The sequence below is a fragment of the Candidatus Zixiibacteriota bacterium genome, from assembly GCA_034003725.1.
Classification (GTDB): Bacteria; Zixibacteria; MSB-5A5; order GN15; family FEB-12; genus WJMS01.
This window is the reverse complement of sequence record JAVEYB010000012.1, coordinates 57,373-72,005: the sequence shown is the minus strand read 5'-3', so window position 1 is coordinate 72,005 and position 14,633 is coordinate 57,373. Positions and strand designations below refer to the sequence as shown.

General features: G+C 56.6%; 11 protein-coding genes. All 11 read left to right on the top strand.

Annotated features, from left to right (window positions below; translation table 11 throughout):
• The first annotated feature begins 2 nt into the window (after positions 1–2).
• The 11 genes from RBT76_12835 (at position 3) to bshB1 (ending at position 14,533) form a co-directional block, all read left to right on the top strand.
• Positions 3–1,823: a BatD family protein gene (locus tag RBT76_12835; GenBank protein MDX9858670.1), complete on the top strand. Its 1,821-nt coding sequence runs from the start codon at positions 3–5 to the stop codon at positions 1,821–1,823.
• On the top strand, positions 1,816–2,580 hold the full coding sequence (locus RBT76_12830; protein ID MDX9858669.1) for a tetratricopeptide repeat protein: 765 nt from the start codon (positions 1,816–1,818) through the stop codon (positions 2,578–2,580). Before RBT76_12835 ends, RBT76_12830 begins: the two co-directional genes overlap by 8 nt.
• Before the next feature lie 94 nt (positions 2,581–2,674).
• Complete coding sequence (locus tag RBT76_12825; GenBank protein ID MDX9858668.1) at positions 2,675–3,715, top strand: lysylphosphatidylglycerol synthase transmembrane domain-containing protein; 1,041 nt, start codon at positions 2,675–2,677, stop codon at positions 3,713–3,715.
• Positions 3,712–4,680, top strand: coding sequence for a magnesium/cobalt transporter CorA (corA, locus tag RBT76_12820; protein ID MDX9858667.1), 969 nt, complete (start codon positions 3,712–3,714; stop codon positions 4,678–4,680). Before RBT76_12825 ends, corA begins: the two co-directional genes overlap by 4 nt.
• Positions 4,681–4,841: 161 nt before the next feature.
• Positions 4,842–5,456: a TetR/AcrR family transcriptional regulator gene (locus RBT76_12815; GenBank protein ID MDX9858666.1), complete on the top strand. Its 615-nt coding sequence runs from the start codon at positions 4,842–4,844 to the stop codon at positions 5,454–5,456.
• Positions 5,453–6,817: a TolC family protein gene (locus RBT76_12810; GenBank protein ID MDX9858665.1), complete on the top strand. Its 1,365-nt coding sequence runs from the start codon at positions 5,453–5,455 to the stop codon at positions 6,815–6,817. Before RBT76_12815 ends, RBT76_12810 begins: the two co-directional genes overlap by 4 nt.
• 2 nt (positions 6,818–6,819) lie before the next feature.
• Complete coding sequence (locus tag RBT76_12805; GenBank protein MDX9858664.1) at positions 6,820–7,848, top strand: efflux RND transporter periplasmic adaptor subunit; 1,029 nt, start codon at positions 6,820–6,822, stop codon at positions 7,846–7,848.
• Between the two features lie 5 nt (positions 7,849–7,853).
• Complete coding sequence (locus RBT76_12800) at positions 7,854–11,033, top strand: efflux RND transporter permease subunit (GenBank protein ID MDX9858663.1); 3,180 nt, start codon at positions 7,854–7,856, stop codon at positions 11,031–11,033.
• Positions 11,005–12,630 (top strand): bacillithiol biosynthesis cysteine-adding enzyme BshC, encoded by a 1,626-nt coding sequence (bshC, locus tag RBT76_12795; GenBank protein ID MDX9858662.1) that lies wholly within the window; start codon positions 11,005–11,007, stop codon positions 12,628–12,630. Before RBT76_12800 ends, bshC begins: the two co-directional genes overlap by 29 nt.
• Positions 12,631–13,761, top strand: coding sequence for an N-acetyl-alpha-D-glucosaminyl L-malate synthase BshA (gene bshA, locus RBT76_12790; protein ID MDX9858661.1), 1,131 nt, complete (start codon positions 12,631–12,633; stop codon positions 13,759–13,761).
• Complete coding sequence (gene bshB1 / locus RBT76_12785) at positions 13,754–14,533, top strand: bacillithiol biosynthesis deacetylase BshB1 (protein MDX9858660.1); 780 nt, start codon at positions 13,754–13,756, stop codon at positions 14,531–14,533. Before bshA ends, bshB1 begins: the two co-directional genes overlap by 8 nt.
• Positions 14,534–14,633 lie beyond the last annotated feature (100 nt).

The following is a 14,633-nucleotide window of genomic DNA, read 5'->3' as shown; positions in this document are numbered from 1 at the left end:
CAATGACTCGAATCGCACACATCGCTCTCGGTGCCTGGATACTTGCGGCGGTCTTGCTTGTTGTTCCGCCCGTGTCGTCTCAGGTGACGCCGCCGCCCGTCAAGGTCGACGTGACCATCGATCAGGACACTATCGGGATGGACGAGCAGGCGATTCTACAGATTGTAGTCGCCGGGAGCGACCAGGATCTGCCGGCTCCACAATTGCCGACCCTGCCGAGGTTTGATGTGTATAGTCAGGGGAGGTCCAGCAATATCAGCATTCTCAACAACCAGATGAGCGTCTCCGTGACGTACCGGTACATGCTGCTGCCGCGTGAACCGGGCGTCTATCCGATCGAGAATATCGCCGTCGTATACCGCAACAAGCGTTATGTCGGCAATCCCATTGAATTGACGGTTGTCGATAAGGGGCAGGCCGCCCCGCCGCAACTTGAGAACAACTCAGTCGACCAATCCGGAAAATCGCGCGATTACTTCCTGACTGCGGAAATCGACAAAAACAACCCGTTTGTGAACGAGCAGGTGACCCTCACGCTCAAGTTCTATATCGCGGTGCAATACTACAACACGCCCGAATTGACACAGCCGCCCACAACCGGCTTCTGGACGGAGATGCTGGGTAACCGTGCGCCGTACTATCAGAAAATCAGCGGCCGTAACTACCAGGTGCTTGAGGTCAAATACGCCCTGTTTCCCACACAAACGGGGGAACTGACGATCGGCCGCGCGCTGATTCGCACGACAGTTGCTGCTCCCAGCCGCACGAAACGTCGGAGCATCTTTGACGACTTCTTCAACCGCGGAGAGGAAATTACCGTCCGATCCAAACCCATGACCATCACTGTACGTCCGCTGCCGACTGCCGGTCGCCCAGACGACTTCTCCGGTACGATCGGCAGGTTTGATATTTCCGCCCGGCCCGACAAGACGGAAGTCGAGGTCAATCAACCTGTGACTGTGACCGTGGAGATAACGGGCTTCGGCAACGTGAAGTCGGTGGCGGAGCCCGAGATTGGAGATCTGGCAGACTTTCGCGTGTATCGTGCCTCCAGCAATGAGAACGTAACCAAGGTGGACGACCAGGTCGGGGGGACGAAGACATTCGAAGAAGTGTTTATTCCACGCCGGCCGGGTGAACTGGAAATACCGTCGCTGAAATTCACCTACTTCAATCCCAGGAAATCGGAGTACGAAACCAAACGAACGCGACCCATAAAAGTTACGGTCACCGCTGCCGACGGGTACGCTGCCGATGCAACCATGCCGTATGACGGCCCGGGTGTCAGCATAGGGTCTCAATCTCGTGACATCAGGTTCATCAAGCAGGATCTCGGTGATTTGCGCAAACGGGGAGCCGTCATCCTCACTGACCCGTTGTATGTCGCCATTAACGGATTGCCCGTTCTGGTCATGATCGGGATGGCTGTGAACCGGGTTCGTCGTGAACGGCTCGCCAAAGATGTCGGATACGCACGGTCTCGATCGGCCTCTCGGATTGCACGAAAGCGCCTTGGCACTGCCGGCAGCATGGCTTCGGTAGACAGGACCGAGCAATTCTATGCCGAGTTGAGCCGCGCCGTTACGTCATACATCGCCGATAAGCTGAACCTGTCGCCGCATGGCCTGACCAGTGATAAGATAGGGGCATTGCTGGTCGACCGGGGAGCCGACCCCGCGCTCGTGGAAGAAACGAATGGCTTTCTGCGCGAGTGCGACTTTGCCCGCTTTGCACCGGCCTCGATCAACGACGAGGATATCAAGTCATCTTTGCAGCGTGCCGAGCAATTGATCGTGCGGATGGAGAGTGTTCCCTTTGCGTAAACTCTGTATGTTTGCCGGTGTCTGTGCGGTGCTGATCCTGGCAGGCGCTACTTCCCTCTACGGGGGCACGCGCCGGGAGGCGTTTGACGAAGCCAACGTGCTTTATCAGGAACGTTCGTTCGATAGCGCCATCGTGCTGTACGAAGCGATCCTGGCCGACAGCGTTGAATCGGCGCCGCTGTATTTCAATCTCGGCAACGCCTATTTCAAAAGGGGAGACCTTGGCCGGGCGGTACTCAACTACTTGCGCGCCCGGCGACTGGATCCCGGTGACAGCGACATTGAAGCCAACCTTGCCTTTGCCCGTGGCTTCACGCGTGTCCAGATGGAAGGCGTGCAGCTCAATCCGGTATCGAGCCTGATGATTTCCGCCGTATCGGACTTCCGTCTGACTACACTTGCATGGCTGTCATCGCTGCTGTTCATCTGTCTGTTTGTGCTCCTGTCGCTCCGCTTTGGTCTCGGCTGGCATGGGAATGGGTTACGTCGCTGGATCATCGCAGTCTCACTGTTGCTTGTCGTGTCGGCCGCATTGACAACTTTCAAATATCGCCACGACTTCCTGACCCGGTGGGCGGTTCTGACATGCGACGAGTGTCCCGTCTACATTGGACCATCGGAGGACCTCGACATCGAACTCCAGGGTGCCCCGGGTTTGGTCGTTGAGATCCTCAATCAATCCGGTGAGTGGTACAACGTGCTGTTCGAAAACAAGCGCCGTGGCTGGATTCGGCAGGACTTACTCGCTGAAGTGTAACAACTTACGCCCCTCTCCGTCGGTTTATTTCATTGACAGTATTGCACATGAGGTCTATCTTGATCGGATGGTTTAGTTTTGTTCGAGAGCACCAATGTTCACATTCTGGAAGAAGAAACAGTTCTGGGGCGCGCTCATCGCAATTGCGCTGTTGATATACTGCGTCAAGGATATACGTGCAATAGATATTCGAGAGCTGTCTTCCCGCCTGAACTATTGGTATGCGATTCCGGCAGTCCTCGCCTCGTTTCTGTTCCAAATCCTCCGCGGGCTGCGCTGGAGGCTGATGATCTCGCACCAGACTCCCATCCCGGTCGTGCGGGGAGCGTCGCTGTACGCCGCCGGACAGGTGTTGAACACGCTCATGCCGGTGTTGACCGGGCAAGTTGGGCGGATGATCCTGTTCGCAAGAAAAACGGGTCTACGGAAAACCTTCATTTTCTCCAATATCGTGCTGGAGGTGCTGTTTGACGCCGTCAGCCTGATCGTTTTCCTGATCATTACGTCGCTCGCATTCGTCTTTCCCGAGCAGTACCGTTCCGTCTCGTTTGTCATAGTGGCCCTCACTGCTGTCTTGGTGGTGATTCTCTATCTCATTCTGCAATACCGTGAGACGCTGGAGGCGCTTGGAGCCCGCTGGTTCCGTGAACGGTGGCCCGGCTTTTACATCACCCTCATGAAGTTCCTGCGATCATTTACCAAAGGCATTGAATTGCTCAAGTCGAGCCAGCATATGGCCGGCATCCTTGCGTATTCGCTTTCTTCGTGGCTGTTTCATGTTTTGGTCGTCTATTTCCTGTTCAAGTCGTTCGGCTTGGATCTCGAATTTGCCGTCGCTGCAGCTGTCATGATCATTAACAGCCTTGTGCTCATGATTCCCATCACTCCCGGCAACGCCGGAACGTTTGAAGTCGCCGTGTCCACGGTTCTGACAGCATTTGCCGTGGGGCGTTCCGATGCAGTTTTGTTTGCGTTGGCGCTGCATCTGATCGATCTTCTCCCAATCTTCATCCTGGGTCTGGGCTACCTGCGCTTCCAGCGCATCTCGATCAAGGACTTCCGGGCGCACGAGGAGAAGGATTTGTTTGACCACATCGCCGAAGATGGTACCCTGATCGAGGAGGAGAAGGTGTGATCCGGTCGTTCTACTACCTCCCCGACAAGGGCGTCCAGGTGATTGAGGGAATCGCCGACTTCGACCGCATGGCGGCCGAACCCGGCGCCGTCCTCTGGGTCGACATGCTGACCCCGACCGACGATGAGTCGTTCGTGCTCACACATGATTTCCGATTCCACCCGCTGGCGATCGAGGACGTCATTTCGGAGCGTCCGCGGACCAAACTCGATGATTACGAACGGTATCTGTTTGTCGTGTTTCAGGTAGTCGACTATGTCGGCAGGGAAGAGGGGCTCAAGGCGAGCGAGCTGGACGTGTTCCTCACGAAAAATGTGCTCGTCAGCGTTCACTTCGACGAACACCGAATTTTTGACTATCTGTACCATCGCGCCGAACGCGATGAGCGGCTGTTGTCGCGCGGCGCTGACATCCTGTTTCATACGCTGATCGATACCGCCGTCGACAATTACAACGCCATTCTGGACACCTTCGAGTATGAGGTGGATCAGGTCGAAGATGACGTGCTGGGGGAGTCCGACGAGGAGACGCTCCGGTCGATTTTCACGCTTCGCCGCGATATAATCCAGTTGAAGCGAATCGTCATGCCGCAGAAAGAGCTGCTTTACCAGTTGTCGCGGGGCGACACCCCACTGATCTCTCAGAAACTCGCCGTGTACTTCTCGGATATCTACGACCACCTGGTCCGGATCAACGATATCTCCGATGCCTACCGGGAAAATTTGATCTCGTCGCTGGAAGTCTATTATTCGGCGGTGTCTACGAAAACGAACGAGGTAATCAAGGTACTGACCATATTGACCGCCATTTTCATTCCGCCGACGTTTCTGGTGGGCTTGTGGGGAATGAACTTCAGTCATATGCCCGAGCTGGAGTGGGACTTCGGGTACTATGTGTCACTGGGTGTTATCCTATTGATTATGATAGGGATGATCGTCTTTTTCCGCCTGAAGAAGTGGTTCTAAGGCTTTCGTTCCCATGACCTTGGGCGGTTATGTAAAAATAAGAAGAAAAGTGAAACTTTTCACTTGACCCTTCGTGTAAAGACCATACGTTTACCTACCGACTGGTAGGTATGCCGATACCTACCGACGAGTAGGTATAATTGCGGCGACGAAGGAGCGCTATGGCAAAGATCCGACAAAGCCCCAAGCAGCCGGCCGAAAAACGCCGCCGGGAACTGCTCAATGCCGCCAAGCGGCTCTTTGTCCGAAAGGGATATCGCGGAACCACCACGGAAGAAATCGCCCGAGCCGCCCGGCTGACGAAAGGGGCGTTGTATTATCATTTTAAGAGCAAAGAGGATATCCTGTTCGCGCTGGTCGATTTCATGCTGGACCGATTCCGCACCGCAGTTGAACCCCTTGCCGGCACCAACTTCGGACCGGGGGAATTTGCCCGGGCGTTCCTCGAACACCAGGCCGCAGACAACTTTCGCGAGTTCCGGAATCTTTTGGATATCTGGGTACAGTCGATGCGCATTCCGCGGATCCGCAAGTTTCTGTTTTCCCATTACGAAGACGCACTGTCGTTCTTCGAATTGCACCTCGATCCGGCGTTCGGACGATCCACCGCGGAGAGGCGGCAGATAGGGATTGTCACCGTCGCATTCATCGATGGCCTGGCGGCACGGCTGGCCCTTAACCCGGCCTCTCTCACGCTTGAAGAACAGCTTCAGGTATTCACGCGTGCGATGAATACTTGTTATCGTTTCACCGACAGCAGGCAGAACGTCTCATGACAGGAAAGACCGATCGCAGCTTGTACCCGGGTCGATGCCTCGTGGTACCGACAGTAATCGCAGCCCTCATCATGGGTCTGTCGCCCACCCTGTTTTCGCAGACCTCCCTGACGGTCGAAGAGGTCCGGCGGCGGGCGCTCGAATTCAACCGTCAGTATCTGGCGGCACAGCAGGATGTGCAGATCGCTCAGGCGGACGTCATCCGGGCGCGCGCCGATGCGTTTCCGCAACTCAACTTCACGGCGTCGTACAATCGAAGCTTTCGTATACCAAGCGTCTTCTTCGTAGTCGGCGGCCAAACCACGGAACTGCAGACCGGCTTTAAGAACTCTTATGGCGCTCAAGTGTCACTGTCACAGACGCTGTGGCAGGGAGGCAAAGTCTTCACCGCGATAGATATCGCGACACGCTACAAGCGTTATGCCGAGGCGATTTCCGATCAGGTGAGCGCCGAGGTCTCGTACCAGGCCGAATTGCTGTTCTTTCACGCCATTCTCGCACAGTCCAACCTGGAAGTGCTGCAACAGGCTCTGGCGTCTAACAGCGCCAATCTCGATGTCGCCGAAAAGAAGTACGAACAAGGACTTGTCTCGGAATTCGAGGTGCTTCGCGCGCGGGTGGAGAAGCAGAATCTGCTTCCTCAGTTACTGGCTGCGGAATCCGAAGTGAAACTTGCCCGCAAGCGACTTCAGTCGTTCATCGGCATCGATCTCACCGAGCCTGTCGAATTGATTGATCCGACCACCGATACGTCGCTGAGCGATCTCCCAAATCTCCCGGCGCTGACTGATACGGCTCGTTTCTGCCGGCCGGAGATGGTGAGGGCTCGGGAACTCGTTGAGATATCGAGCCGCGGCATCAAGATAGCCAAAGCCGAATACTGGCCGTCACTGGAAGCAGTGGCTGCCTGGGACTGGCAATCGGCCTCGGACGACTTCACCATGTCGGAGAACAACAGCAACTCCTGGACCGCGGGCCTTCGCCTTAGCTTTCCTCTATTCGATGGTTTTCGGCGCAGCGGCGACGTAGGTGAACGAAGAGCCCAGTTTGCGCAGGCACGCCTCGGATTGAAACAAACGCAGGACGATATCTCCCTCGAAGTCGAGGAGGCGTACGATCATCTGATACAGGCGAAAAAGGCGGTCGACATCCAGGGTGCAACCATCGCCTCAGCCGAGGAAGGGCTGAAGATTGCCAACCTCCGCTATGAGTCCGGCGTTGGAACCCAGTTGGAAGTTCTGTCGGCACAGGCCGCGCTGACCGAAGCACGCCGCATCCAGGCACAGGCCATTTTTACCTTTCGCGCCGCCCGCGCCGGATTGAAAAAAGCCACAACTCTTGGAATAGGTACGGAACAGTGAGCATGACCAGACACTATCACCCGCGGGTCGTAATTGCCGCGGTGGGCCTTCTGTTAGTATCCTGCAGCGACCCGAAACAAACTGAGCAGAGCGAACGCGTCCTTGCGGTACGCGCGGACATCGTCCACAGTCGTACGTTGGAGATGGGGCAGACATACACCGGCTCGCTCGAAGGCGAGCGGCAGGCTGTGCTGTTCGCCAAACTGGCGGAATCGGTTGACAGCCTGTGGGTAAAAGAAGACGATCGAGTACAAGCCAATGAGGTCATACTCTCGCTGGATAAAACCGGGCCGTCATCGAAATACCGCGAAGCCCGATCCACGTTCCTCAACGCTGAGAAAAACTACAACAAAATGAAGTTTCTCTTTGAGCAGGGCGCCGTGTCTGAGCTCGAATTCGATAACGCTGGACTTGCGTATGAGGTCGCCCGCGCCGATTTCGATGCCGTAACCCAGCTCGTCGAAATCAGAACGCCGATCGCAGGTGTCGTCACGGCGATTGATGTCCGCCCGGGGCATCAGGTGACGGTCGGTACCCGGTTGGCGACCGTTGCGACGACAAATCGCCTCCGCGTCCGTTTCGCCGTGAATCCCGAAGAGATAGGCACGTTTGAGTCGGGTGCAAAAGTGAAAGTTACTGCGGATGGTGTCTCGGAAAGCGCCGTTGGCAGCGTCGTAGCGGTCGCGAGTTCCGCCGATCCGGTCACCCGAATGTTTCAGGTAGAGGCGCTCATCGACAACCCGAAAGGGTCATTTCGCCCGGGTATGTTCGTTCGGATCCAGTATGTCCGGGACCTTCTGGCCGATGTCGTCGCTGTTCCGCGGCGGGCCGTCATACAGTTGGACGGACAGCCGACCGTCTTTGTGGTCGTCGACGGCAGAGCCGAGCGGCGGACCGTTGAACTTGGTTCCGAGATTGACGGTTTGGTTATCATTAGTCGAGGCGTGTCGGTCGGCGACACGCTGGTGACACTTGGCCAGGATTATCTCGAAGACAGCGTCAAAGTCAGTATCAGCGAATTGAACGAGTAGTACCGATGAAACTATCAGACGTATCAATCAGACGCCCGGTTTTTGCGACGATGATGATTTCGGCCCTGCTCGTGATGGGCTGGTTCTCATACACCGACATGCCGGTCGAGCTTTTCCCCAGGATAGACTTCCCGTTTGTCGTCGTGCAGACGGTCTATCCGGGATCCTCGGCTGAGTCGATTGAGATTGACGTCACGAAGAAAATCGAGGATGTCGTCAACGAAATATCGGGCGTCCGGCACATACAATCCGAGTCGCGCGAGGGCTACTCACTGGTTGTCGTTGAGTTTGAGTTGGAGGTCGAAGGCGCGATCGCCACTCAGGACGTACGTGAGAAGATTGCGACTATTCGAGCCGATTTGCCCGAAGACATCGAGGAACCGATCATCTCGCAATGGGATATGGATGCCCAGGCGATCATGTCCATCACAATCGCCGGACGTCGCCCGCCTCGCGAGGTCACGCAACTGGTAAAGGACAAGATAAAGCCGCGCCTCGAATCCATCAGCGGAGTCGGATCCGTTCGCCTGATCGGGGGACACGAGCGGGAGATCCAGATTCTGCTGAATCCCGAACAGATGGAAGCCAAGCAGATCACGATCGACGACATCAGCAATGCTGTGCTCTCCGCGAACCTGGAGATTCCGGGCGGTCGGGTCAATGAGTCGAGCCGTGAATATCTTGTTCGGGTGAAGGGCAGGCTGCAGTCGGTGAACGACTTCCGGTCGCTTGTCGTGAAGAACGAAAACGGCACGCCCCTTCTGTTATCCGATGTTGCGCTGGTCAAGGATACTATCGCAGAGCAACGGTCGCTGTCAACCTACAACGGCGAACCGGCAGTAGCGCTTGATATCGTAAAGCAGTCGGGCGCGAATATCGTAGACCTCGCCGAAAGTGTCCGCCGGGAAATCAAACTGCTCGCCAACGAACTGCCCCCGGACATTGTCGTCACTGTCGTCAACGACAACTCTGTGTTCATTACCGATTCCATTCACGAGATCCTGTTCAACATCCAGTTTGGCACGCTGCTGGCAGTGCTGGTGATTTTCCTGTTTCTCCTGGACTTGCGACCCACGATTATCACCGGGCTGTCCATACCTATCTCAATCATCGCAACGTTCACGGCGATGAAAATCCTCGGCTTCACCATCAACATGATGACGCTGACTGCGCTTTCGCTCGCCGTCGGCATCCTGATCGACGACTCCATTGTGGTCGTGGAAAATGTCTACCGAAGAGTGCAGGAAGGGGAATCGCCCTGGCGGGCGGCCTTTTCCGGCACGGACGAAATTGGATTGGCGGTCGCAGCGACGACTTTCACAATAATGGTAGTCTTCCTGCCGGTAGCGTTTATGTCCGGCATCGTCGGTCGGGTGTTCTATCAGTTCGGCATGACGGTCGCCATCGCCGTCCTTATATCACTGTTTGTCGCCTTCACGCTGGTCCCGATGCTGGTGTCGCGAACTCAGGCTCCCCGGGAGGACCCCGACTCGCTTGATCCGAACAAGGCTACCGGATGGTGGCGCCTCTGGCTTCGCATTCGTCGCCCGCTCAGCGTGTTCAGTGACTACTTCGAACGGCTTCGGCCGCGCTATAGAAACCTGCTTGCCTTTTCGCTGCGTACAAGATGGCTCGTCGCTCTTATCGCCACCGCAGCCTTTGTCGCGGCAATAGTTGGCGCCATGTTCCTCCCGGCCGAGTGGATGACTGTCACCGACCAGGGCAAAATGTACATATCGATTGAGACCCCACCCGGAACCGACCTCCAGTCCACCTACGAACGCGTCAGACGCGTGGAACAGATAGTGACGGCGCTTCCCGAAGTCGCCGGGACGTACGTTACGATCGGCTCGGGCAATACGGAGGTGACCGAGGCCCAGTTACTCACGCTGCTCACCCCGGCCGATACCCGCGAACTGTCCGCGATCGAGCTTGTGGACTCGGTGCGGCAGCTCATCCGAAGCGTGCCCGGCATCAAGGCCTCGCTCGCCACCGAACCGGCGGAGGGGGGCTCAGCCAAGCCGATTGAGCTCTCGATCCGAGGCGACGACCGGCAGGAACTCACACGGCTGGTGCACAAGGTGCAGGCACTTCTGGAGAGTGTACCGGGAGCGGTCGACGTAGATAATACCTTGCAGGAAGGCAAGCCGGAGTTGCAGGTCACGGTCAACCGCAAGCTTGCCAATGACCTCGGGCTCAACGTGGCGTCAATTTCCCGCACGATCCGCACGCTGGTCGAAGGCGATGACATCACACGGTTCAAGGAGGGCGACGTCGAGTACGAGGTCCGACTGCGGCTGCAGGAACAGTTCCGCTCCTCGGCCGGTGACGTGGGCCGCATCCTCGTCGCCAGTTCCAAGGATGTTGAGGACCGCGACGCATTCCTCGTTCCCCTCAAGCAAGTGGCTGATATCGAAAAGTCCACTGCGATCGGCGAGTTGCGCCGGTTTGACCGTCTCCCCGAAGTCAGGATAAACGCCAATGCGGCCGGGTGGGCGGCCTCCGGCACCATCGCCCAGACTCTTCAGGCGGTGGCCGATACGGCGGTGCAGCTGTCACCGGGCTACTCGATGAGTGCGGTTGGACAGGAAGAAATACGTGGAGAATCGTCGACCAACATCCTCCGGGCACTCATCTTATCGGTCATCTTCATCTATCTGGTGCTGGCGTCGCAATACGAGTCGTTTTTCGACCCCCTGTCGATCATGCTTTCGCTGCCACTGTCGCTGGTAGGTGCGGTTTTGGGCTTGCTGGTTTTCGGCTCTACCCTCAATATTATGTCGCAGATCGGCATCGTTATGCTGATGGGTCTGGTGACAAAAAACGCCATCCTGTTGATTGATTTCGTGAAACAACGACGACGGGAAGGTGTTGATAGGACTGAAGCGATTCTGGCCGCCGGGCCGATCCGGTTGCGACCTATTCTCATGACTACATTCGCAACCGTTTTTGGTATGCTCCCGCTGGCACTTGAACTCGGCCCTGGGGCCGAGATGCGGGCGCCGATGGCCCGGGCCGTGATAGGCGGCATGATCTCGTCGACCTTGCTCACGCTTGTTGTCGTACCGGTCGTGTACACGATCATTGACGACATCGTAGTTTGGCTCGGCAGACTACTAGGCCTGAAGAAACAAGAGACACACGAGGATATCGCCTTTGACCAACAACCTGGTCCCGCCAAGTAAGGCGCTTGGTTACAGCGACATCTACCTGGACTTCGTGAGCGGACGAGAACCGTCCGCTCACTTTTATCTCTCCACCAGCCTGAGTGAAACAGCTGCCCAACTTGATCGCAAAGGGTATGAACGCCTTCGCCTCTCTGCGATTCTCCGCGCTCAAAACACCGCGTATCAATCGTCCGAAGCCGCGTTCGCGGCGATCGACCGTCTGGAGCGCCCCGATTCAGTCTGCGTTTTTGCGGGTCAGCAGGCCGGGCTTTTCGGCGGGCCCATGTACACCATCATCAAGGCTATTGCGATCGTAAAGGCTGCCAGGCTTTATGAGCGGCAACTGGGTCGTCCTGTGATCCCGGTGTTCTGGATCGCCGGCGACGACCACGATTTTGCCGAAGTCAACCACTTCACGGTGCTGGACCGGGCCGGGGAACCGGCCACTATCTCATACTCCGCGAATCCACCAGAGGAAGTGTCCACCGCGGACATCAGGTTCAGCGATTCGATGGAACTCGAACGCTGCCACGCGGATCTTCGCAAGGCTCTTGGCGACACCGACTTCACCCCTGAGATGTACGCGCTCCTTGAACATGCCTACACCGACAGAGATACCTTTTGCAGCGCTTTCGGCAAGTTGATGGCCTCGCTTACGAAAGACATGGGGCTCGTGCTGTTCTGCCCGGGTGACGCCGCGGTTAAGCAGCTGGCGGTGCCGTTCTTCAAGCAGATTGTCATGTTGCAGGATCATATCCATGATCTTCTGGTTCGCACTAACCACGAGATCGTTGAGTCGGGTTATCATATACAGGTCGAGAAGAAAGACAATTCCGCCCATCTGTTCTATAATCTCGATGGTCGTCGTCCGGTGCTGCGGGACGGGGACGGATTCGTGGTTGGCGAGCATCGGTTCTCGCGTACCGAGCTGCTCGGGGCCATCGACAGTCACCCGGAACGCTTCTCTCCCGACGTCATCACACGACCGGTTCTGCAATCTTACCTGTTTCCGACAATAAGCCAGAAAGGCGGCCCCGCAGAGATCGCCTATCTGGCCCAGATCAACCCCATCTTCTCAGTTTTCGACCTCCCGGTTCCGGTACAGAGGGCTCGTGCGACGGTCACCGTGATCGAAAGTCGATTTGAAAAACTCATGAAGGACTATGATGTTACGTTCGAAGACGTCACCGGTGATATCGAGCTGGTCGTGAACCGGGTTCTTCAGAGGTCATTTCCTCAGGACCTCGAGCATAGCTTCGAATACCTTCGCAACGATGTCAGCCGGCGTTTTCGAGAATTCCTGCAGGAATCACTGGAGTTCGATCCGAACCTGCAGCAGGTGGGTGAGCAGGCGCACGGGAAAATCGATTACACGCTGAAATCGTTTGAGGAGAAAGTGTTCTCGTCACACAAGAAAAAGTCGAAGGAGACGCGCGATCGCATCTATCGGCTGTGGCATGCGCTCTATCCGAATCGCGGCTTTCAGGAACGGACCCTCAATGTCACGTATTTCCTGGCGCGGTACGGCTTCCATTTTATCCGGGTGCTGCATGACCACATGGACAGCGAGGAGACGGCGCATCAGCTTATGTACCTTTCTGAGGCGGAACTGTAAATGAGAATCGGCATAACGTGCTATCCGGTGGTCGGCGGTTCGGGGATTATTGCAACCGAACTCGGGCAGGAACTGGCCGGACGTGGCCACGAGGTGCACTTCATCTCGTACGCCCTCCCGTTTCGTCTGGATAAATATAGAACCAACCTTCTGTTTCACGGTGTTGAAACGACGGCTTATCCGCTGTTCAAGTACCCGCCGTATACCCTGGCCCTCGCGTCGAAGTTAGCGGATGTCAGCCGCAACTATCGGTTGGATATCACGCATATGCATTATGCGGTGCCCCATGCAACCTGTGCGTATCTCGCCAAGCAGATGCTCGCGGCCTCCGGGGATCCACTGCCCAAAGTGATTACCACACTTCACGGCACGGACATTACTCTCGTGGGTTCCGACCCGTCATACTTCGATATTACCCGGTTTTCAATAAACTCGTCCGACGGTCTCACTGCTGTTTCGAGACATCTTGCCGAGGAAACGGCAGAAGTGTTCAACGTCCAACGGGAAATACGTGTGATTCACAACTTCTTCGACGATACACGATTTACCCCAGATATCGGGGAGTGCAGTCGTTGTGAATTCGCGTCAGATGACGAAATGCTGTTGGCCCACGTCTCCAATTTTCGTCCGGTCAAACGCACGCTCGATGTCGTTGAGGTCTTCGAGAAAGTGGCGGCCGCTCTGCCGGCCAAACTGATTCTGATCGGCGAGGGTCCCGACACGGTGCTGGCACGCCGTATGATCAAAAAGCGTGGGCTGACCGACAAGGTGATTTTCCTCGGGAATCAGAGCCGGGTTGAAGCCGTATTGCCGTGCGCCGATCTGTTCCTTCTGCCGTCACAGGAAGAGTCATTCGGCCTGGCGGCGCTCGAAGCGCTCGCCTGCGGAGTACCCGTAATCGGTACACTTGGGACCGGGCTCGTCGAAGTGATCGATCATGGTATCAACGGGTTCCTGTGCCCGGTCGGGGACACTGCCGGCATGGCGCGCGCCGCAATCGAATTGCTCACCGATCGCCGAAAACTGGGCACGTTCAAGTCGGCTGCCGCAGACCTGGCGCGAAAGCGCTTCTCACAGGACAAGATTGTTGGCGAGTATGAGCACTACTACCGGGAGATCGCAAATGCCTGAAACGGCCAAGCTCGATATTCTGGCCGTTGCCGCGCACCCCGACGACGCCGAAATCACCTGCGGCGGCTTACTGATCAAGTCCGCGTCAAGAGGCTACAAGACAGGAGTACTCGACCTGACCAGGGGAGAAATGGGTACCCGGGGCAACGCTGATGACCGTACGCGTGAGCTTGCACGCGCAGCCGAGATTATGGGGTTGTCCTTTCGCGGGAATCTGGAGATGCCGGATTCGGCCGTCGAATACACGCAGGACAACAAGTTGAAGATTGCACAGGTCGTGCGTGATATGCGCCCCGATCTCGTCATCCTGCCTCACTGGATTCAACGCCACCCCGACCACCTCGCCTGCAGTCGACTGGCTTACGATGCCTGCTTTCTGGCCGGTCTTCTCAAGGCGCCACTGGCCGGTGAGCCTCATCGGCCAAAGAAGATACTTTACGTCTCGTATTTCCGCAATTCCGATTACTCATTTCTAGTCGATATAAGCGACGTGATGAAAAAGAAACTGGAAGCTGTGGCAGCATACACCTCCCAGTTTGGGACCTCGCTGTCGGTCGCCGACATGCTTGCTTTGGGTGCCGACGAGCTCTACGAACGCTCCGACAGAACCCGGGCGGACATCTTCCACCCCGGCGTTGTCATTTACGACCTCATGTTGACCCGCTCTCGAGCGCTCGGCCAGATGGTCGGTGTACGCTTTGCGGAGGCGTACACGGTCAAGGAGCAGCTCCTCATCGATGATCCACTGACACTTTCCGTTCGGTCTATCTGACCTTGCTCCCCACAGATTCGATCCCTCCCGACGCACGGGCTATGCCGCCCGGTAAACTTTTTTCTGCGCCTGCCGATACCCCTGAGTAGGAGTGTATTGT

What these genes read in the sequence shown, in the direction of transcription:
- bshA (MDX9858661.1), top strand. Translation starts at nt 12,631, where the DNA reads ATGAGAATCGGCATAACGTGCTATCCGGTGGTCGGCGGTTCGGGGATT.
- RBT76_12825 (MDX9858668.1), top strand. Translation starts at nt 2,675, where the DNA reads ATGTTCACATTCTGGAAGAAGAAACAGTTCTGGGGCGCGCTCATCGCA.
- RBT76_12815 (MDX9858666.1), top strand. Translation starts at nt 4,842, where the DNA reads ATGGCAAAGATCCGACAAAGCCCCAAGCAGCCGGCCGAAAAACGCCGC.
- RBT76_12800 (MDX9858663.1), top strand. Translation starts at nt 7,854, where the DNA reads ATGAAACTATCAGACGTATCAATCAGACGCCCGGTTTTTGCGACGATG.
- RBT76_12835 (MDX9858670.1), top strand. Translation starts at nt 3, where the DNA reads ATGACTCGAATCGCACACATCGCTCTCGGTGCCTGGATACTTGCGGCG.
- RBT76_12805 (MDX9858664.1), top strand. Translation starts at nt 6,820, where the DNA reads ATGACCAGACACTATCACCCGCGGGTCGTAATTGCCGCGGTGGGCCTT.
- RBT76_12810 (MDX9858665.1), top strand. Translation starts at nt 5,453, where the DNA reads ATGACAGGAAAGACCGATCGCAGCTTGTACCCGGGTCGATGCCTCGTG.
- bshB1 (MDX9858660.1), top strand. Translation starts at nt 13,754, where the DNA reads ATGCCTGAAACGGCCAAGCTCGATATTCTGGCCGTTGCCGCGCACCCC.